Consider the following 20,051-nt stretch of genomic DNA (forward strand, 5'->3'; position numbering starts at 1 on the left):
GTTATTCTTTACCAATAACTTTAATTCGTTCTACAGTAAGGTTTCCGTACTTTTCCGCATCTTCTTCTGTCCATTTATAAGCTGTATCTTTTGGTCTTTTATCAAAATTCCAGTCTAAAGGTTCTTTTACATATACATATAGACCTAATATATTTCCACCTAATGGTCTCTTAATTAATTCTTCCCGGCTTATAAATCGAAAAGAAAAAAAAGACGGATATTCTACCGTACCTGAAACAAATTTTATTTCCGGTTTTATTTCTTTCAATAAATTTTTTAAAGGTTTATTGATAAATTGCTGTTCATTTATTTTTAATAGATAGACATCTTTGGTAGTTTGCACCATTTGTTGTGCTTTGCAGCTACAGTGTATCACAGAAAACAACAGTAAGAGTTTCAAGGTATTTTTCATTTTTTTTAGTCTTCTATTCGTTGAACTACCTTGATTCTAGTTATAGTAAGATTACCATACTTTTCTAAATCTTCCTTTGTCCATTGGTATTCTTTTCCTTTAATTCTTGTATCAAAATTCCAGTCAATCGGTTCCTCTACATATATATAAATACTATTATGTTTTCTCCCAATGACCCTTCGATTAATCTCAGTGGCAGTAAAAAACTTGAAAGCAAAAAATGATGGATAATCTACTATTGCGAAAGCCATCTTTATCTCTGGTTTTATTTCTTTCAGAACATTTTTTAATGGCTTGTTGATAAATTGCTGTTCATTTGCTTTTAATTTATAAATGTCATCATGTGTTTGTATCATTTGTTGTGCTTTGCAGTTAGAATTTATAACAAATAATATTGCTAATATTTTTATAGTACTTTCCATACTTTAGTCTTCTATTCGTTCAATTACTTTAATCCTCACTACAGTAAAATTACCATACTTCTCCACATCTTCTTTTCGCCAGGAGAATTCTATTTCTTTTGGTCTGGTACCATAATCCCATTCATCAACGGGCTCTTTTACATAAACGTATAATCCTATAAGTTTTCTTCCTTCCTTTTTTTGTTTTAATTCGTGTGAACTAATAAACGAAAATGAAAAATACGATGGATAACCTACTGAGCTCAACGTTCCAAAAGCTGATTTTATCTCTGGTTTTATTTCTTTCAGAAGATTTCTTAATGGCTTGTTAAGAAATTGCTGCTCATTTTTCTTTAATTTATAGACATCATTAGGAGTTTGAACCATTTGTTGTGCTTTGCAGCTAATGTTTATAAATAGAACTATAAGCGCGGATATTTTTAATATGTTTTTCATAGCATCTATTCCTCTACGGGTTGAATTACTTTGATTCGAACTACAATTAGATCACCATATTTCTCTACTTCTTCTTTGGCCCACCTTAATTCCTGACCTTTAGGTCTTTCCTCATATTTCCAGTCAATAGGAGTTCTTACATAGACATATAACGATACACGATCTTCTTTGCTTCCCATATTTTTTCTTCGTTGTTCCAATGTTCTAAATTTAAAGCTAAAATAATAAGGATTATTTTCGTTAGTAGCATCTGCAGTTTTGATTTCCGGTTTTATTTCTTTGAGAAGATTTTTTAAAGGTTTATCGATAAATTGCTGTTCATTTATTTTTAATAGATACACATCTTTGGTAGTTTGTACCATTTGTTGTGCTTTGCAGCTAATGTTTGCAAATACGAATAGAATTATAAATGTTTTTAATATGATTTTCATGGTACTTAGTCTTATTTTAAGGATTTGAAGATTAACAAAATTATTCTTTACCACTAACTTTAATTCGTTCTACAGTAAGATTTCCGTACTTTTCCAAATCCTCTTTTGTCCAATTGTATGCTGTACTCTTTGGTCTTTTATCAAAATTCCAGTCTAAAGGCTCTTTTACATATACATAAAATCTTAAAGTACTTCCAAGTGTTTTTTTGTTCAATTCTTCTCGACTTATAAAATAAAAAGAAAAAAAAGGTGGGTAGTCTACTGTACCTAGTACAAGTTTAATTTCCGGTTTTATCTCATTTAATAAATTTTTCAAAGGTTTGTTTATGAATTGCTGCTCATTCGTTTTTAACTTATAAACATCTTCAGGTGTCTGAACAATTTGTTGTGCTTTGCAGCTAGTATTTATTACAAATAATAGGATTACGAAAATTTTGAAAGTATCATTCATTTTTATTAAATTTTATAGTTAATTACACGGTACGGCTGAAAATGTTTTAGAGCCATCTGAGTTTGTGGTTTGCTGGATTTTAATGCGATTAAATTTTCCGCTGCTATCTTGTTTCATTAATGTGATTCCGGCATTATTGTTATCTAAAACTAAGGCTATGACCATTGTTCGTGCTTCATTTGATTCACCAAATTTAGTTTTTACATCTTGAATTTGGTCAAATATTATTTGAGGAAATTCCGGCGGATATATAGGAGATATGTCCGCCGGATAAGCCGCCACAAAAGCTTTTGCCGCTGTTAAATTCGTAATTACAATGGCATAGGTTTCACCTCCTGTTAAGATAAAAGAAGTTGTAAAATTACTGTTTTTTGTATTCAGCGTTACCGCAGTATAGATATCTCCTGATGATAGGGGTGTATTATTCGGGTGATTGTGCATCACGGCAAAAGCTCCCGGCCAGTTCTGGTTGACCTTTACTCCGTTTGTCCCTCCGTTGTTCATAGGTGCCTGGGTTAAAGCGCCTCCTGCACCATTCCCCAAGGTAATACTGTGTTCCTTTCCGTCAGTACTCGCCTGCATAATATCGGATTTAGCGTTTAAATAACCAGCTTTCGCTGAAATTCCTGTTGTTGTTTTAGCGGCACCGCAGGGATCTAATTTAAAAGAAGGGAAATACGTCCGGGGAACAGCACCTGACATACCGGGAGGTCCCCAATTGTATCCGCTTCCATAATCAGGTTCCCAAACCCAGCTGCTGCAGTTTACAGAAGAACCTACATAAACCCAATATCTGCAGTATGTTCGCGAAGTTTCGTTTGATTCCCTACTTAAATTGTGCAGGGCTGTCACCATTCCGTTTACAAATTCCCCCGAGTATATAATTTTATTTTGACTGTCCTGAATGGTGATGTAGCCCGAATATCTGGGATCGATATGGTAGAAATTTTGTTCCCTATTCGTATTGTCAAAAGCGTAGTCTTTTGTTGTGTAAACAATGTCGTACACTTTGTATTGACCTGCTATGTCGGGAACAAATAATAATCTCATATGCGTTTTGTAGTCTTCATCAGTCACAACATTGGTATTGGTATTTGGTTTCAGCATAAGAGGAACTTCTATCGTCCTTCCCATTTCTCCATTCGTTACAATGGCATTGTTCCAGTCAATCGTTTCGGTGAAGGCTAATGCTTCGAGCTGCAGCCTACTGTTCTCAAACCATTTTTTTGCAGCAGTAACGGCTTTGTTTTGCTCCTTTTTTTGAATGCCGGGTGCCTCATTTTCATCTTGCTGGCATCGTGACAGAAAAACTCCTACACTTATTAAGATAAAGATAGAAGCTGCCTTTTTTAGTTTACCATCCATAATTTACAGAAATTAAGGTTAATTACTCTATTAAAAACATCACTTAAAACTATACTTAATAAAGGAGAGCATCCATCAGGAATAAACAAACCCTATTATTCATGTAATAACTGGTCTGATATTTAGCATAACTTGTTTTTGTCAGGATAAATTTTAATGTATTTTAGTCGATTCGCTGAGGGTAAAAACGGCACAAAAAGTATTTTAGCCCATAAAAAAACCAGTGATTTACCACTGGTTTTACTTTAAGGTATTATAAAATCGTTCCCTGTATTTTAGAATGAGTCTTTCCGGAATGTTATTTCAACCCAATTATTTAACGATCAGTTTTTTAGAAATAGTAAAATCACTGGTGCTGATGGTAACCACATACATCCCTTTAGCTAAATTGTGATTGATTTTTGAAGAGGCGCTTAGCTTGTTTACCAAAACTTTTCTTCCCACTAAATCAGTAACGGTTACTGTTGCCACATCACCGGGTTTTAATTCCGGGAATACAATATTAAATTCATTGTTAGTCGCCGGGTTTGGATAAATTCCGATAAAAGCATTATTTTCGATACTTAATGCTGCTTTTTCGCTGCTCATTTTAGCTGTGGTCGTGCTTTGAAATTGCCATTGTGCACTTTCCCAATTGTTCTGGCCTCCGGCATATTGAGCAGAACCGGTAAGGTTTTCGATATGGATCATACTTCCGGTCTGCCATCTGTTTTTGATTCTTACCCAGGTACCATCTACATTTTCGTTTGACCATTGGGCACTCCACCAGCCGGTTGACCCGGCAGTACATTGTACGGCTCCTGTTAAGTTTTCAATATGCATTATATCTCCCGTACCTACATTTTTCAATACAAAATAAGTGGCATCTACAGCAACTTTTTCCCATTTGTAATTGTTGTTGGCTACTGTTGCACCGTACCCTACATTGGCACCGGCATCGTATAAATAATTGTTCGTCCACCTGTTTTTAATGGTAAAATAACTTCCTGTTGCCGTGCTCACGGTAATTATGGCCGTACTTGTTTTGTTTCCACTTGCTGTTGTGACCGTTATGGTGGCTGTACCGTTTGAAATTGCCGTCACTAAACCTGAAGCGTTAACCGTTGCTACGCCAGTATTGTTTGAAGCATAACTAACCGATTTATTCGTTGCATTGGATGGCAGCACTGTTGCTGTCAATTGTTGGGTTCCGCCTACGGCCAATGTTGCCGAGGCCGGACTAAGGCTCACACTGCTAACGGCCACTGCTGATGAATTTACTGTAATTACGGCAGTCGCTGTTTTAGAACCGTCCTGCGTAGTGACTGTAATGGTGGCTGTGCCCGAAGCAATGGCAGTAATTAAACCCGTCCCGTTTACGGTTGCAACGCCGGTATTATTAGAACTGTAGGTCACCGTTTTGTTTGTCGCATTGGCCGGAGCAACAGTTGGTGTTAATTGTTGTGTGGCGCCAACGCTTAAAGTGGCTGTTGCCGGCGTCACCGTTACGCCTGTGACTGCCACTGATGTGCTGGAACAGGTACTGCTTTGCGTCCACGAAAAGGAGCCAATTGCGCTGATTTCTTCATTAGCTGTAGCATTTCCGCCCCTGTTGGAATAATTCATATTGCAATAGGTTCCATTCCCCGCCGGAGAACCTGCTATCAGTACAAAAAATCCTCTTCCCCAATTTCTGTTAAGGGCGTTATTGTTGGGGAATTCTTTACCCGTACCGTTAACTGTTATATCTTTAAAACTAAGATTATAAATTCCGTCTCCTGATCTTTTACTGATCGAAATAGCATCATTTCTCGAATCAATAATATCGAGATTATAAAGCTGAACATTTTTAACCTGAGAGCCGGCATTAGTGGCGCTGAAAATATCTACTGCCGCTACCGGATTGTTATACGTATCATTAAAAGTTCCGCAGGTGGTTACGGTAATATCATGAATTTCGTGCATTCCGTCATTGTTGAATGGCGCGCCGGGAAAGTTATTACTGACTCTGATACCCGCTTCCAGATTGTCTTTTATAATTAAATTGTAGGCTTTGTTATTTTTTCCGCCGTAAATAGCCAGACCACATGCACGCCAGCAGTTTTCCGAAGTATTGTACCTAAACGTATTATTGATACATTCCAGTCCGTCCGCCGACCAGATCGCCTGATCGTCATCGCCATTATTCCTAAAATTACAGTGTTCTACAACGGAATTAGCAGTTCCTTTGCACAGATTAATTCCGTCGGCATAATTATTTCTGAAACGACAATGCGACAGTGTAAATCCATCGGCAATTGCAGGGCCTCCGACATTGTACTGTGCAATCCAGGCCCCGCATTCAAAATGTTCTGCCCATATGTTTTTCACTGTTGAAGTTGCCGTAAAAACACCATTTATAGCTTTATAAGAATTGCTTCTTGACGCGGAATTTGTCGTTAAATACAAATCCGAAAATGAAATATTGCTGGCATTGGCACGCAATCCGCCATTACCGCTGCTCGTATTCGTAAAATTAATTTGGGTATACCACATTCCGGCACCTACTAATGAAGTATTGGCAGAGCCGAAATACAATTCCCTGTTAACGTTGAAAACACCAGTCGGGACAAATATTTTTTTGCCGCCGTTTGCATCAATAAAAGTCTGAAGATCACTTCCGTTTCCGGTATAAGTCACGGAACCGGATGGAGCGGTAACAGCAGCCGGAACGGGTTCCAGCTCTGCAAAATCCAAATGGATATTACCTGATTCCCTCACTAGTTTTAAAGTTCCGGATACCGCGATTTTGGCAGGAAGTTTATAACGGACTTCGTCAAATCGCATTCTTGGGTTTTGATTGGTAATGCCGCCATTATTTGGATTTCCGTTACTCCACAGATATTCCCAGGACCAGGTGGAAGTCAATGTCAGGGTCGTAATTTTTGTGTTGCCGTTGTAGACACCCAAAGTTCCTGTTTGTCCGTCGGGAACACTGTACCGAATGACAAGCCCGTCTGCAGCTTCAGTAAGTGTCCACTGAACGGTGGCATTGGTGGCAGACAGATTTACACATTGCTGGTCAGTAGCTTCCGATTGCAGATCAGCCTGCACATAGGATTTTGAAGTAGCAGCAGCACCGTTGGACAATTGGCCCACATTGGCTTCATACCTTTTATAAGGCGCATCGTAGTAGCCACGCTGTGCCTGCAAATTTGAGGTTAAGAGAAGGAAAAAGAGCCCTGTGAAAAGGCCATATTTTTCTCTTGTAGAAAAAATAGCAAGTAATCGATTCTTCATAATTTTGGTTTTTTAATTAGTAAGTTTGTTCCTAAAAAAAGGATATAACGAAACTAGACTTAAAAAGAAAAATAAAGAAAAGATATAGTGAAAATCAAGATTTATACAACGATTTCGTTTAATCAAACAGCTGATAATCAATATTATAAATTTTCAATAAAAATAAAAAATCAAGAAAAAATACAGGTCAGAAGTTTCTTATTTAAAGAGAATGCAATTAGAATATGAAAAAAATCAGGTTCGTTTTTAATTTATTGCCTACATCTTTCAAAAAAATATTCGGGACTGCTGACAAACTGTTGTCATAGGGCCCGGGTACATTTGCGGCATAACTTAAAAAATAAGCAAATGAATTTAGTGTCCATTCGAATTATTACTGCTGATGTAGCGCAATTAGTGAATTTTTATGAGCAGGTGACGGCTTTGTCTGCAGTGCAATACACCCCGGACTTTGCCGAATTAAAAACACCCACCACTACTTTAGCTATTGGGAGCACAAAAACATTGGTTTTTTTCGGAGGCGATGACGTGGCAAAACCAGCGCAAAATAGTAGTGTCATAATCGAATTCAGGGTAGCTGATGTAGAAAAAGAGTATGAAAGATTAACGGATTTTCTTCAAAACAGCATCGTTCAAAAACCCACTACCATGCCCTGGGGCAACAAGTCGCTTTTATTTCGGGACCCTGATGGTAATTTAGTAAATTTATTTACCCCTGTTACACCCGAAGCCATCAAAAAGTTTGAAGGGGAAAATTAGATACACTATCCGGTTTTTCTTAGCGGATCAAGCTTAAAAAATTGGAGAGCAAAAAAAGTTTACCACAAGGAACGCAATTTTTTTTATCTAAGTTACCTTATTAAACGCAAAGTTCGCAAAGGCTCTCTAGATCCAGCTTTGCGAACTTTGCGTTTAATAATAGCTAAGAGTAAAAAAAACTTTGCGCTCTTTGCGGTAAAAAAAATTAAAGGAATTTACTTTTAAAAACAGTCATTTTTTCTCTGGTCATTTCATTGATCGAATACGAGATCCCTCCCATTCCAATACCGGAAGCATCTCTTCCGCCAAAAGGCATCCAGTCCACGCGAAAGGCCGTATGGTCATTTACCATCACAGCGGTAGCATTTAATTTTTTGACCGTATCCAGGGCAATATCGACATTTTTTGTAAAAACAGCCGCCTGAAAATGAACATCAAGCGCATTTGCTTTTTTTATCGCCTCGTCCCGGTCTGTAAAAGGATAGATACAAACCACAGGCCCAAAGATTTCATGAGTTGACACTTTCGAATCTTCTGAAGGGTTAAACAAAACCGTAGGCTCAAAACAAGTGTCGGAAATTCTTTTACCTCCTGTGATTACTTTGGCTCCTTTAGCAACAGCTTCGTTGACCCATTCTTCTACACGATCGACTTCTTTTGGTGTTATAAGTGCCCCAACATCGGTAGTTTCATCAAACGGATTTCCAACGATCAATTTTTTAGTTGCCTCCGAAAACTGTGCTGTAAAACGGTCACAAATTTCCTCATTCACATACACTTTCTGAACGGAGACGCAAACCTGGCCTGCATGATAAAAACCTCCTTTTACCAAATCGGGAATCATTTCGGTAAAATCGGCATCACTTTCAACAATAACCGGCGCTGCTCCGCCATGTTCTAAGGCACTTCGGGTACCGGGCGCTAATTTACTTTTCAGGTACCACCCTACTTTCGCTGAACCAATAAAAGATAAAAAATGAACTCTCTTATCTGTCACCAGTAATTCTGCCGTTTCATTGTCACATAAAACCACTTGCAGCCAGCCTTCAGGCAAACCGGCTTCTTTTAAAATTTCAGCAAGTGCCAGACCGGATAATGGCGTAGTGCCCGCTGGTTTAAATACAACCGGACAACCGGCAGCAATAGCAGTCGCAATCTGATGAACCGCAAGATTTAAGGGGTGATTGAAGGCGCTAACAGCAGCCACGATACCAATAGGTTCTTTTGTTGTAAAGGCAATCCTGTTTAAGGCGGCTTCAGTAAGTCCCATTGGAATTTGTTCTCCTTTTAGTTGTGAAATATGCTCAGCGGCTAATTTTACACCTTTGATCGCTCTTACGATTTCTGCTTTTGAGTCTTTATAGGGTTTTCCTCCTTCACTGATTGCCAGATGGATTAATTCCTCGCTTCTTTCTTTCATTAAAAAAGCTGTCTTTTCCAGTATTTCAATTCTTTTGTAAGCCGGAATCCAGTTAGATTGGTCCTCAAATAAGTTTTGGGCAATAGTCAGTACTTTTTCAACATCGCTTTTATCTATCAGGGGCAGTTCTTTTACAAGACTCTGATCGTAGGGGAATATTATTTTTATTGTCTTTTCCATAGTGCTTTTTTACTTGAATTTAAAACCAGGCTTCCGTTTGAATTGAAGTTTGTCTGCTGGTTTGTTTTCTAAATTTAATCAAATTATCAATGGCTGCAATGTCTTATTTTGTACTATTTAACATTTGAGGTCTATAAATAATGTACAGGTGTTGTTAAAACAATCTCCCTGTTTTCTAATAAAAGAACAATTTTTCCGAGAACAAATTCCTGAAAATGAGCTGAATTTCGATGTGCTGCGACGGCTGCTTCATTCGTATACCCTTCAAATAAAACCAGTGTATTTACATCTGAATTACTCTGATGAATTTTATAGAACAGATTGCCTTTTTCTTTCCCGCTTTCTTTTTGTACGGTTTCCAGCAAATTCAAAACAGTTTCTATTTCTCCTTCTTTAACTTTCCATGTGGCAAAAACATGAACCGGATTTTGATTTTCCATTTTATTTATTTTTAAAATTTTCGTTTATGATTACCCATTTTTGATGTCATGATACTAAAAACATATTGACCTCTACCCGTGTTTTGAAAGAGGCCAATAGTATTACATCATTATTTTTTTGCTGATTCCAGAATCGAAATCATTTTTTCAGCCACTCCTTTAGCAGAAGCAGGATTTTGTCCGGTTACCAGATTACCATCGGCAATACTGTGCGCTGACCATACGGCCGCAGCATGAAATTTGGCTCCTTGTTTGGTCAGGGCACTTTCCAGTAAGAAAGGTACATCGGCTATGGCATACCCTCTTTCTTCCTCATCGGTAAAAGAAGTGATGTTTTTACCGTTAACGAGATAAGACCCATCGCTTAGTTTTACATTTAATAAAGATACGGGACCGTGACAGACCGCTCCAACAACAGCATTTCGTTCGTACGTTTCTTTGATTACTTTTTTAAGAAGTACATTTTCAGGCATATCGACCATTGGTGCCAGACCTCCCGGTACAAAAACAGCATCATATTGACCCACATTCACATCAGACAGTTTAACGGCTTTCTGCATCGCTTCCCATCCTTTTCCTGTCAGAAACGCAAGGTTGTCAGAATCATTGGCCAGATTAAGTGCATCTAAATAAGGCGTATCTCCGGTTAAGCTCGCAAAATCAATTTGGTAATTTGCTTTGTCGAATTCGGCATAAGGGTGTGCTACTTCCGGAAGAAAAATTCCGGTTCTTCTGTTGTTTGGTCCAATTGCATTGGCATTCGATACGATAATTAAAATTTTCTTGTTCATTTTTGTTTCGTTTTTAAGGGTTGTTTTTTGTTTTACTGAGGTGTTTTCTTTTTGATTTTGTGCATAAGAAGAAAAAAAGGCAAGTGCCGCTGTTACCATCATAAGTTTTTTCATTGCTATAATTTTTAAAGTTGTTAATGAATTATTTATAAGGCAAATTTATGGCAGTCACCCACCTCAGAACGAGGAGAAAAGTCACAAAAAAAGTGTGATGAAAATCACACTTGAAAGTTAAATTGGTATCTTATTTATTGTTAGAGTACAGCCTGCTAAGGGTTTCGCGGCTCACCCCGAGATATTCCGCAATGTATTTTTTGGGAATTTTTTGCATCAGATTGGGATATAGATCGGCAAATTCTTTATAGCGCTGTTGCGGATTGTTGGAAAGCAGCGAGATTACCCTTTGCTTAAGTGCAATATATCCTTTGGTAAGTTTCACCCTGAAAAAATGCTCCATTTTGTGCATTGTGACCGAGAGTTTCTCCCTTCCGTCCAGGGTCAGGCATAAAACCTCTCCTGCTTCCATACAGACCACATACATATTCGCCTGCTTCTGATTGAAGTAAGCGATATAATCAGACATCCACCAGTTTTCTGTTGCAAATTGCACAATGTGTTCTTTTCCGTCTTCATCAAGATAAAAAACCCTGAAAATACCACTCATAATGATGTATTCATATTTGGCATCATCACCCTGCTGAATCAGATATTGATTTTTTAATACCCTTCGTATCGTAAAAAATGGTTTGATTGACTCAAACTCCTCGTCACTGATGGGTATAATCTCTTCAATATGTTTTCTTAGTTTTTCCATAATTTACTTTTATCCTCTGCAGGACAGAAGATATATAAACGCATATAGCAAATTTATCTTTTTATTATTTTAGAGACGTAACTTTTATTTTCAATCTGAAACTTTATAAAATACATTCCCGGATTCAGTTCTGCAATATTAATTTTATTCTTGTCAGCTCCTTCCATAAGTTTTTGTCCGCTGATCGTAAAGATTTGGTATTTCTCTACCGGTATTTCAGTATCAATAGTGATGAAATTGGTTGCCGGATTGGGATAAATACTGAATTTCGAAATTTCCATTTTATCGATTCCAAGGGTAACAGTCCCAAATTCATCTGCTCCACAATCAATTCTGCCTCCTTCAATTCTTAGCTGGTTGTAAAAATCTGTTTCGGTATTTGCAGCTATATAAGCCGGATTTCCAGCATTTTTAGCCGGAGAGCCGGTCAGAAGATGAAAATCAGGATTTGTGCTATTGGCAGCAGTCAATTGCGGATTGGCAAATACCGAATTGGCGTTTGTGGCTGTTCCTGTTGAAAAAGCATTGTAGCCTTCGTATCCGTTGCCGTTCCAGTCGGTTGTTAAACTGGCCGCTCCACCCTGGCAGAAAAAGGTGTTGTAATTGAATTTTAAGCTGGGCTGTGTCAGTTCAGCATAAGCCAGTATGTTTTGTGTTCCGGTATAAAAAATATTGTTTTCAATAGTACTGTTTTCACTATACGAAAGATACAATTCGCCATTTCCCGAACTGCTGTAATCATTCATCAGGCAGGTATTATTTATAAAAGACGAGTTGATTACCTTTCCCGAACCCGAAGGATAAGCAAATCCGCCCATCGCCAGCGCGCAAATCTCATTGTCGTAAAAAACATTATTCCGGATTATAATTCCATCGGTAGTCTGACCCGTTTTTTCGCAGCCAACTTCAATTCCGTAACCATTGTGATAGGAGGTGTTGTTTTCAACGGTTATGTTTTTCCCGCCGTCGATATAAATTCCGCCCGATGTGAAGTAGGCAGCAATACAATGATGCGCGGTGTTGTTTTTAACCAATCCGTTTCTTGCCTGATCATTTGCAGGATTTGGGCAGGTTCCTTCGTGGCCGATGATATCGATACCAATATTGGTCAGATCATGGACATTGTTGCTGGTGACTTCAAATCCGTTGACATTTCCGTTGACCGCAATTCCTTCGCTGTACCCTAACCTGCAATTATACAATTCGTTATCCTGTATTTTCAGGTTTGTAATGGCTGCTGTGGCGTTGGTGCCAAATACGATAATGCCCTGTGCATTGACGGTTTCATTTACCGCTGCATTCGCATTAGGAGAGAAATGAATATCGTGTATTTTGCAGTTTTTAATGGTAATATTGGTGCCGCTTCCTTCAATTAAAATACCCTGCGCATCATTTTGAATGTTATTTTGCAGTTCCATCCCGTCAATCGTTACATTGCTTTTATTATTGACAGCAATAACCGCATTTTGAGTTTTTATTCCCGTTGCATCAATAACGGGCAGCGTCGCCGAGTAATTCTTAAGGGTAATGGCGTGTTCGGAATTGTGATTTTTTCGCTGTACGTTCCCGGAAATACATTTAGAATACCATTGGCAGGTAACTGATTTAAGCCGTATTGTATTGTTTTCCAAGGTGAGGCAACCGAACCCGAATTCGCATTATTACCTGTCGGAGCTACATAATAATTGGTTTGTGCAAAACAAAAATTTGACAAAATGCAAAAGAGTAAAATTATTTTTTTTCTGTTCATTTTCTTTTTTTTTTAAACAGCGCCACTTGGTTTGACTTTCTGTTACAGATTTGGTAAGCCAAATGTATTAATTAAAGACTGAAATCCGGGCTGTTATTTTTGTTTAATAACAGCTAAAATGTTTAAAATAGTCGCTGTATTATCTATTGCTTGCTTCATTATTAAAACCTGTTTCTATTTATTAGGTTACGTAATAACATATTGGTTAGATTTGCACAAAACTAGCCCATTATAAACGAAAAAATAGAAAAAAAATAGTCAGCCAAAAACGGAAAAGGAATTATTCCGGTCATTATAGCATTGCGAAATTTTGGCTGTTTCTTAAAACACAGGACTTAAAATAAACTATCTTTTTACACTTTGAAGAACAAAAACCAGCATATCGAACAATTTCCACTGACCCCTAATGCAAAAGCAGGGGTTTTTATTCGCAATATGCAGGGTAAAACTGTTGAAGAACACGATATTTCGAAACCGCACCGGGATAACCATTGTCAGTTGATGCTGGCTACCGAAGGCCGGTTTCAGCTGAATATTGATTTTGAAAATGTAGAATTCAGTACCCCTGCTTTAATTTGTGTCTTTCCGGAACAGGTTCATTACAGCATTGAAGTAGATGCTCCCAAAGGATGGATCCTTAATTTTGACCCTTCACTGGCAGATCAGGAATTGCTTCAGTTAATGCAAAACAAAATGAGTACGCCACTGTCCCTAGAGCCCGACTCCATTTTGTTTTACCAGGCCACTTCTTTACTGGCATTGATCGAAAAATCACAGTCCGAAAATACCAGTAAATTCATCCACAAAGCCATTCATAGTTTATTAAATGGCCTCCTTAACCTGATCGCCGGAGAAATTATTGGCAGTTTATCCGGTCAAAACCAGAAAACAAGCCGCGGTGTTATTATCAAAGATACCTTCAGCCAATTGGTCAAACAGCATTATAAAACCTGGAAACAGCCTGCACAATATGCCGCTGCACTTGCTGTTACGGTGGCTCATTTAAACGATACCGTAAAAGCGTTAACAGGAAATCCGGTATCTGTTCACATACAGGAAGCTTCAATTCTCGAAGCCAAAAGACTTTTATACTTTACGGATAACAGCGTAAAAGAAATTGCCCATGAAGTCGGATATGAGGAACCGGTTTACTTTGGAAAGCTTTTCAGAAAGCTAACTCATATGACTCCTCTTGAATTTCGGAAACAATTCCGCGATTAGGACTATCCTTCCAGCCATTCGTTCTACTTTAAGTCTGCCCTGTCTTCTAGCTTTGCATTGTTAATTAAAAACAATTATGATGCAAAAAGAACTGAATATCCCAATCGTACTCGAAGCAGTAAAAAAAGCCGGACATCTCTTTTTAAAAGACTACAAACAAAAAGCCATACCACAAACAATGGATGAACTTGTAGCGGAATTAGAAAACATAGACACCCTTTGCCTGACGTCCTTAAAAGAAGATTTATCTGCTGAATTTCCCAATATCCCGTGGCATATCGGGGATGAATTTGATACCGAAGCCCAGCGAAATCCTGCACAGCAAGCTGACTATTGGCTTTGTGATGCCATGGACGGAGCCATACAATACCTGCAGCACATTCCGGGATGGACTATAAATCTGGTACTGGTTCGAAAGGGCAAACCCTGTTTTTCCGTGATTTTTGACCCGCTTTCAGATGAGTTATTCTGGGCAAAAGAGAACGAAGGTGCTTTTATGAATGATGTGCCCTTGCAGCTGAGCAGCAAAACCGACGCTGCAGTGATGCTTTCTGTTTTTGAATACGGTCATCAGGACAAATCAGATACTGCTTTTTATCAAAAAATAGGCTCAACTATAACCAGTCTGATTCAGAATTTTGGCATCGTTCGAAATTATGGACCACACGGTTTGCAATTGGCTTATGTGGGTGCCGGCAGAATTGATTTATTTGTACAGGAAGATCTGGACACCTATAACTGGATGGCAGGTATACTTATTGCCAAAGAAGCGGGCGCTGTAATTCTAACCACCGACGGAACGCCCTGGAAATGGGGAAGCGAAAGTTTGTTAGTAGCAAAAAAAGAAACGGCTCAGAAATTTATACACTTAAACGCTAAACAATCATAATATGAAAATAGCAGTCATAGGAGCTGGTGCAGGTATTGGCTTGCAGACCGTCATTCAGGCATTACAAAAAGGACATACAGTTACGGCACTTTCAACAAATATATCGGCAATTCCGGATCATGAATTGCTGACCAAAATAAACGGAAGCGCCACTACTATAACAGATTTAAAAAAAGCCATAAAAGATTCAGATGCCGTTTTGATAACCGTTGGAACAAAAAACAAAAAAGCAACTACTTTATTTTCAGACATCGCCAAAACACTGGTAACGGCCACAGCAGAATTAAATTTCTTGTCTCCGGTACTCATCATTACAGGTTTTGGAGCCGGGGAAAGCAAAAAATACCTGAACTTTTTTATGCGGACTGTCATCAAACTTTTCCTTAAAGAGCAGTATATTGACAAAACGTTGATGGAAGAAATTATTGTAAACAGCGCTGTCAATTGGGAAATCGTCCGGCCGGTCATGCTTACCAACGGACCGCTGATTAGATCCTACAAATCATTGCCTGAACTTAAAAAAGGAATGAAAACAGGCAAAATTTCACGCGCAGATGTAGCTCATTTTTTAGTGAATGAAGCCGAAAACACACGTTATCTAATGCAATTTGTAACACTTACTAATTAGCAAAGGTGCAAATTGAAACAAAGCACAAAATACAAATAAAAAAGGCACCTGCTACTGCGGGTGCCTTTATAAGTTCACTGTTATAGTATAATTATGCTATGACTACGTTTACTGCGTTTGGACCTTTACGACCTTCTTCTACGTCAAATCTTACTTGATCGTTTTCACGGATGTTTTCTGATAGACCTGAAACGTGAACGAAAATTTCGTTTCCTCCATCATTAGGAGTTATAAATCCAAAACCTTTTTCTTCATTGAAGAATTTTACTGTACCTTCTTGCATTTTAATGTATTTAATTGTCCAAATGTAATACTTTAAAATGAGAACTCGCTGAATTTGAGTTTTTTATTTTCTTTTTTTTAATAAATATGCTCCTGCGTTAGTACAGCATGGAAAATTATTGTTTTTCTGCTGTTCAAAAATCCTCTTTTTTAATAACCATACTTTTTAGTCTTTCCAATTTCTATTAATATAAAAGAATATTAAATGGGTTTCAAGAGAATTTACATAAAATTCATCTTTCACATCAATAAATTTACGAAATATCGTAATTAAAAAATACTTCTAAAAATCCTAAATCCCTGATTTTATGGACCTTTGCAGTTAGGGCATATTTTTTGGCTAGTGTTCTGCATCACTACAAATTAAAAAATGTACCACATGAAAACAGCACTTAAAAGGAAACCTGCAAATTATCTTTCTTTCAAATATGCAATTATTTTCTTTCTTAATCTAGGTTAATCGACAGCTGTTTGAACCTGAAGTAAGTTTGTAAAAGAAATTAACAACATAAAATAATTCAAAAAATCAGAATGCATCGCAATCCTGATTTTTGAACATCAACCCTGAAAAATTTAATAATCTAAAACCACTAAAAAAATGAGCACATTTAAAACACAAGACGGAACAGAAATTTTTTACAAAGACTGGGGAACAGGACAACCAATCGTTTTTCACCACGGATGGCCTTTATCCAGTGATGACTGGGATGCACAAATGATGTTTTTCCTGAAACAGGGATACAGAGTTATTGCACATGACAGACGCGGTCATGGACGATCCGGTCAGAGTTCAGAAGGAAACAATATGGAAACCTATGCTTCAGATGTAGCCGAATTAACAGCGGCTCTTGATTTAAAAAATGCTATTCACGTAGGGCATTCCACCGGTGGTGGTGAAGTGATTCGTTACGCTGCAAAATACGGTAAGGAAAGAGTGGCAAAAGCTGTAATTATTAGTGCCGTTACACCAATCATGATTCAAAACGAATCCAATCCTGAAGGTGTACCCTTAGCTATTTTTGATGAGATCAGACAAGGTACCGGATTTAACAGAGCACAATATTTTTATGATTTCCCGATTCCGTTTTACGGATGGAACCGTGAAGGGCAAACAGTTCAGGAAGGTATCAAACACAACTGGTGGCGTCAGGGAATGATGGGTTCTGTTTTAGCACATTATGAAGGAATTAAAGCTTTCTCTGAATCTGACTTTACGGAAGATCTTAAAAGTTTAGATATTCCTGTTCTGGTTTTGCACGGAGAAGACGATCAGATCGTGCCTTACGGTCAGGCACCGAGAGCGGCAAAACTTTTGAAAAACGGAAAATTAATTTCATATCCCGGTTTTCCTCATGGTATGCCAACTACAGAAGCAGAAACAATCAATGCCGATATCCTCGCTTTTATTAAAGGATAAGCAAACCTAAAATCAACCAAAACTGCCTGCAAAGGTTCAATTTTTCAGGCAGTTTTAAAATTTTTAAATTATGACTTCATTACAACAGCCCTCTTTTGATACGGTTACTGAAGCTTTGCAGTGGCTGAATCAGCAGGGTTATACAGAAAACTTTAATCTTGACACGAACTGCATCCGCTACAACAATAATACACAAACCATGTCTCCGGAAGATTTCAAAATTGAATACCTGTTTCGTTTTGAAGGAGATACTGATCCCGGGGATGAAGATATCGTTTACGGAATCCTGTCGGAGATCTACCATATAAAAGGTGTCCTGACAAGTGCCTTCGGAATCTACGCGGATACCGTTTCTGCGGAAATGATTCGAAAACTTTCGACACATTAGCAGCCTAAATTCTGTTGTATCGTTACTAAATTTACGATATATCACAAGTAATTTTTCTTGCCAAAGGCATAAACACCTATATAACAACAAGTTATACATCTGGCATATTATTGGCCTAACAATACTAAATAACTATAAATCAAAATATTATGAAACCATCAGTAAATTTATTGTCACCTGACAATCACGCCTTAGTATTAATTGACTTTGAAGGGCAAATGGCTTTCGCTACAACCAATATTGCGTTAAGCGAATTACGTACGAATGTTGCCATCATTTCCGGCGCATCAAAAATCTTTAATGTTCCCACGGTTGTTACCACGGTTGCCGAAGAAAGCTTTTCTGGTCCTGTTTTTCCGGAAGTAGAAGAATTTTATCCGATCGCCACTTCAGGGTACATTGACCGTACCACTATGAATACCTGGGAAGACGAAAATGCCTACAAAGCCATTACAGGTAAAAACAAAAAGAAAATAGTCCTTGCGGGATTATGGACAGGCGTTTGTATCGTCGGGCCAGCCTTGTCGGCTATCGAAGAAGGCTACGAAGTCTATGTCATTACAGATGCCTGTGGTGATGTAAGCAAGGAAGCTCACGAACGTGCCGTTCAGAGAATGATTCAGGCGGGTGCACAGCCTATCACTTCTATTCAGTACTTATTAGAACTTCAAAGAGACTGGGGACGTCAGGAAACCTATGTTCCGGTAACGAACCTAATGAAAAAATACGGCGGTTCTTACGGTTTAGGAATTCATTATGCACACAACATGCTTAAGCACTAATTGAAAAGTTTACAGTTTACAGTCACAGTAAGCAGTACTAAGTGAACCGCAAACTGAGACTGTGACTGCAAACCATAAACCATAAACAATAAACAATAAACCAAAAACCACAAACCATTTTGACTTCAATAAAATCCATATCGCCAAAAATCACGATAATTATACTGTCTTTTCTATTGATGGGAAGCATGGCGTCCGCTCAGAATTTTAAGCTGTTGCGCTATGATGAAAATTATGAATTCCTAAAAGATTCAAGCCGAAATTTTTATGAGGACTTAAAGTTCGTTCCCTTAAACAAACAGAAAGACATTTATATTTCTTTTGGTGGTGAAGCGCGATATGAATATGTGGATTTCAACAATGAAGACTGGGGAAGGCTCAATATTGGTCATAACAATTTCCTGCTGCAGCGATACGATCTTCATGCCGATCTTCATTTAGGAAAAACGTTCAGGCTATTTGCACAACTAAGAAGTGCCTTGCAGGACGGAAGAAGCAACGGCCCGCGTGGTATTGACGAAGATCAGCTGAATGTGCAGAATCTTTTTCTGGATGTGAATGTCTGGAAGAAAGAAGACCAAAAACTAATCATTCGTGCCGGAAGACAGGAACTGGATTATGGTTCCGGAAGATTGATCTCGGTAAGGGAAGGTCCGAATGCGCGGCTTTATTTTACAGGAGGAAAAATAATGTACTCTTCCGCCCGATTTTCGATTGACGGATTTGCGATGATGGCAGACACCATAAACACCGGAGTTTTTGACAATAAAATGTCGAAACAGCTCAATCTTTGGGGTGCTTATTCGAAAATAATATTCCCAAAAGCCGGAAATCTGGACCTTTATTATCTGGGAATTAAAAGAAACGAATCAGTGTTTGAAGATGGAATGGCGCCCGAAAAACGACATACCTTAGGTACCAGATTTTGGAAATATGGCGGTGGCTTTATTTACAATCTGGAAGCTGCCTATCAGTTTGGACATTTTGGTTCCGGAAATATCAACGCCTGGACAGGTTCTGTTGATGTAGGCTATTCTTTCGAAAATATAAAATTCAAGCCCTCCATAAATCTTCGAAATGACTACATCTCCGGAGACAAAAACAAAAACGAAGGCACCTTGCAAACGTTCAATCCGTTGTACCCAAAAGGAGGTTATTTTGGTTTCAGTCCGCAGGTGGGTCCGGTAAACCTTATCGATATTCATCCTTATGCTACTATGGATTTACTGCCACAGTTAAAGATGCAGGTCGATGTGGTTTTTAACTGGAGGTATTCACTGCAAGACGGGGTTTACAGGCCAAGCGGAAGCCTAAATCTTCCCGGAAGTGCTTCGGCAGAACGTTATATCGGGACCGCCTATCTGGCCAATTTTTCATACAGCGTCAACAAATATATTTCGGTCGTCAGCGGGATTCAGTATTTTAAAACCGGTGCTTTTATCGACGACATAATCCCAAATTCCAAAGATGGTGTGTTCTTTAACGCCAGACTCGGATTTAAATTTTAACAACTAAA

The 20,051-nt window shown here is 38.2% G+C and carries 22 protein-coding genes; 8 read left to right on the plus strand and 14 right to left on the minus strand.

Features of this window, described 5'->3' with window-relative positions; translation table 11 throughout:
- Position 1 precedes the first annotated feature (1 nt).
- The 7 genes from D0817_RS15335 to D0817_RS15365 form a co-directional block, all read right to left on the minus strand.
- A complete protein-coding gene (locus D0817_RS15335) occupies positions 2-412 on the minus strand; it encodes a hypothetical protein (protein WP_127339260.1) in 411 nt (136 codons plus the stop codon).
- A gap of 5 nt (positions 413-417) precedes the next feature.
- The gene (locus D0817_RS15340) at positions 418-834 is read right to left on the minus strand and encodes a hypothetical protein (RefSeq protein WP_127339261.1); all 417 of its coding nucleotides are present in this window, start codon (positions 832-834) and stop codon (positions 418-420) included.
- 3 nt (positions 835-837) lie between these two features.
- Positions 838-1,269, minus strand: a complete 432-nt coding sequence (locus D0817_RS15345; RefSeq protein ID WP_127339262.1) for a hypothetical protein — start codon at positions 1,267-1,269, stop codon at positions 838-840.
- Positions 1,270-1,274: 5 nt separating this feature from the next.
- Positions 1,275-1,631 (minus strand): hypothetical protein, encoded by a 357-nt coding sequence (locus D0817_RS15350; RefSeq protein WP_238160888.1) that lies wholly within the window; start codon positions 1,629-1,631, stop codon positions 1,275-1,277.
- A gap of 109 nt (positions 1,632-1,740) precedes the next feature.
- Positions 1,741-2,151, minus strand: coding sequence for a hypothetical protein (locus D0817_RS15355; protein WP_127339264.1), 411 nt, complete (start codon positions 2,149-2,151; stop codon positions 1,741-1,743).
- An 18-nt stretch (positions 2,152-2,169) separates the two neighbouring features.
- Complete coding sequence (locus D0817_RS15360) at positions 2,170-3,516, minus strand: hypothetical protein (protein WP_127339265.1); 1,347 nt, start codon at positions 3,514-3,516, stop codon at positions 2,170-2,172.
- Positions 3,517-3,828: 312 nt separating this feature from the next.
- A complete protein-coding gene (locus tag D0817_RS15365; RefSeq protein WP_127339266.1) occupies positions 3,829-6,774 on the minus strand; it encodes an Ig-like domain-containing protein in 2,946 nt (981 codons plus the stop codon).
- Between the two features lie 348 nt (positions 6,775-7,122).
- Here D0817_RS15365 and D0817_RS15370 point away from each other — a divergent pair, with 348 nt between their 5' ends.
- Positions 7,123-7,533 (plus strand): VOC family protein, encoded by a 411-nt coding sequence (locus D0817_RS15370; RefSeq protein WP_127339267.1) that lies wholly within the window; start codon positions 7,123-7,125, stop codon positions 7,531-7,533.
- A 205-nt stretch (positions 7,534-7,738) separates the two neighbouring features.
- On the opposite strand, the gene D0817_RS15375 is transcribed toward D0817_RS15370, so the two are convergent.
- The 6 genes from D0817_RS15375 to D0817_RS26530 all read right to left on the minus strand — a co-directional run bounded on the left by D0817_RS15375 (position 7,739) and on the right by D0817_RS26530 (position 12,928).
- Complete coding sequence (locus tag D0817_RS15375; RefSeq protein ID WP_127339268.1) at positions 7,739-9,133, minus strand: aldehyde dehydrogenase family protein; 1,395 nt, start codon at positions 9,131-9,133, stop codon at positions 7,739-7,741.
- Positions 9,134-9,264: 131 nt separating this feature from the next.
- The gene (locus D0817_RS15380; protein WP_127339269.1) at positions 9,265-9,573 is read right to left on the minus strand and encodes a putative quinol monooxygenase; all 309 of its coding nucleotides are present in this window, start codon (positions 9,571-9,573) and stop codon (positions 9,265-9,267) included.
- A gap of 110 nt (positions 9,574-9,683) precedes the next feature.
- Positions 9,684-10,478, minus strand: coding sequence for a type 1 glutamine amidotransferase domain-containing protein (locus tag D0817_RS15385; protein ID WP_202866483.1), 795 nt, complete (start codon positions 10,476-10,478; stop codon positions 9,684-9,686).
- A 130-nt stretch (positions 10,479-10,608) separates the two neighbouring features.
- A complete protein-coding gene (locus D0817_RS15390; protein ID WP_127339270.1) occupies positions 10,609-11,178 on the minus strand; it encodes a Crp/Fnr family transcriptional regulator in 570 nt (189 codons plus the stop codon).
- Between the two features lie 53 nt (positions 11,179-11,231).
- Entirely contained in the window at positions 11,232-12,596 is a 1,365-nt protein-coding gene (locus tag D0817_RS15395) for a right-handed parallel beta-helix repeat-containing protein (protein WP_127339271.1), read from the minus strand.
- Positions 12,597-12,652: 56 nt separating this feature from the next.
- Positions 12,653-12,928 carry a DUF1565 domain-containing protein gene (locus D0817_RS26530; RefSeq protein WP_127339272.1) on the minus strand — a complete coding sequence of 92 codons (276 nt, stop codon included), beginning with the start codon at positions 12,926-12,928 and terminating at the stop codon, positions 12,653-12,655.
- Positions 12,929-13,288: 360 nt separating this feature from the next.
- On the opposite strand from D0817_RS26530, the gene D0817_RS15405 reads away from it, so the two are divergent.
- The 3 genes from D0817_RS15405 to D0817_RS15415 all read left to right on the plus strand — a co-directional run bounded on the left by D0817_RS15405 (position 13,289) and on the right by D0817_RS15415 (position 15,666).
- Complete coding sequence (locus D0817_RS15405; RefSeq protein ID WP_127339273.1) at positions 13,289-14,149, plus strand: helix-turn-helix transcriptional regulator; 861 nt, start codon at positions 13,289-13,291, stop codon at positions 14,147-14,149.
- A gap of 76 nt (positions 14,150-14,225) precedes the next feature.
- Entirely contained in the window at positions 14,226-15,038 is an 813-nt protein-coding gene (locus D0817_RS15410; RefSeq protein WP_202866484.1) for an inositol monophosphatase family protein, read from the plus strand.
- A 1-nt stretch (position 15,039) separates the two neighbouring features.
- Positions 15,040-15,666, plus strand: coding sequence for an NAD(P)-dependent oxidoreductase (locus D0817_RS15415; RefSeq protein ID WP_127339274.1), 627 nt, complete (start codon positions 15,040-15,042; stop codon positions 15,664-15,666).
- Positions 15,667-15,757: 91 nt separating this feature from the next.
- Here D0817_RS15415 and D0817_RS15420 read toward each other — a convergent pair whose 3' ends face one another.
- On the minus strand, positions 15,758-15,949 hold the full coding sequence (locus D0817_RS15420) for a cold-shock protein (RefSeq protein WP_127339275.1): 192 nt from the start codon (positions 15,947-15,949) through the stop codon (positions 15,758-15,760).
- A gap of 597 nt (positions 15,950-16,546) precedes the next feature.
- On the opposite strand from D0817_RS15420, the gene D0817_RS15425 reads away from it, so the two are divergent.
- The 4 genes from D0817_RS15425 (at position 16,547) to D0817_RS15440 (ending at position 20,043) form a co-directional block, all read left to right on the plus strand.
- Positions 16,547-17,365, plus strand: coding sequence for an alpha/beta fold hydrolase (locus D0817_RS15425; protein WP_127339276.1), 819 nt, complete (start codon positions 16,547-16,549; stop codon positions 17,363-17,365).
- Positions 17,366-17,435: 70 nt separating this feature from the next.
- Positions 17,436-17,753 (plus strand): phosphoribosylpyrophosphate synthetase, encoded by a 318-nt coding sequence (locus D0817_RS15430; protein WP_127339277.1) that lies wholly within the window; start codon positions 17,436-17,438, stop codon positions 17,751-17,753.
- 149 nt (positions 17,754-17,902) lie between these two features.
- A complete protein-coding gene (locus tag D0817_RS15435; RefSeq protein WP_127339278.1) occupies positions 17,903-18,535 on the plus strand; it encodes a hydrolase in 633 nt (210 codons plus the stop codon).
- A gap of 119 nt (positions 18,536-18,654) precedes the next feature.
- The gene (locus D0817_RS15440) at positions 18,655-20,043 is read left to right on the plus strand and encodes an alginate export family protein (RefSeq protein ID WP_238160890.1); all 1,389 of its coding nucleotides are present in this window, start codon (positions 18,655-18,657) and stop codon (positions 20,041-20,043) included.
- The last annotated feature ends 8 nt before the right edge of the window (positions 20,044-20,051 follow it).

The sequence above is a fragment of the Flavobacterium cupreum genome (assembly GCF_003996965.1).
GTDB classification, from domain to species: Bacteria; Bacteroidota; Bacteroidia; order Flavobacteriales; family Flavobacteriaceae; genus Flavobacterium; species Flavobacterium cupreum.